Annotated in this window: 1 protein-coding gene; it reads right to left on the reverse strand. The window is 70.9% G+C overall.

Features of this window, described 5'->3' with window-relative positions:
• Positions 1–357 (reverse strand): formate dehydrogenase accessory protein FdhE domain-containing protein (gene fdhE, locus J0A65_RS26540; RefSeq protein WP_206597167.1); only part of this gene is annotated, 357 nt, incomplete at both ends.

The following is a 357-nucleotide window of genomic DNA, read 5'->3' on the forward strand; positions in this document are numbered from 1 at the left end:
GGCAGCGCCAGCAGCCAGTGACTGAACGCGACCTGCAGCGCGGCACCGAGAAAGGGCGCCAGGGCGGCAGGCAGCAGGTCGAACTGGCCGCCCAGCAAAGCGATGGCCCAGACCTTGCGCTGACCGCTGTCGGCTTCACGCAGGGCCGCCAGGGCAGCACTGACGGAGGGGTTGCCGGTACCCTGAAAGCTGCTCAGCAGCGCATCCAGCGCCGGCAGCCAGGCATCGCCACGCACCAGCGTGTCGAAGCCCAGCGGCGGCATCTGGTGTTCCAGGCAACGGCTCAGGGTGTCGGCCGAGGGGCCCGGCAATGCAGGCGGCGCGTCCAGCACGCGCTGCTGGGCCTCGCACAACTCG

The sequence above is a fragment of the Bowmanella yangjiangensis genome (genome assembly GCF_017255015.1).
GTDB lineage: Bacteria > Pseudomonadota > Gammaproteobacteria > Enterobacterales > Alteromonadaceae > Bowmanella > Bowmanella yangjiangensis.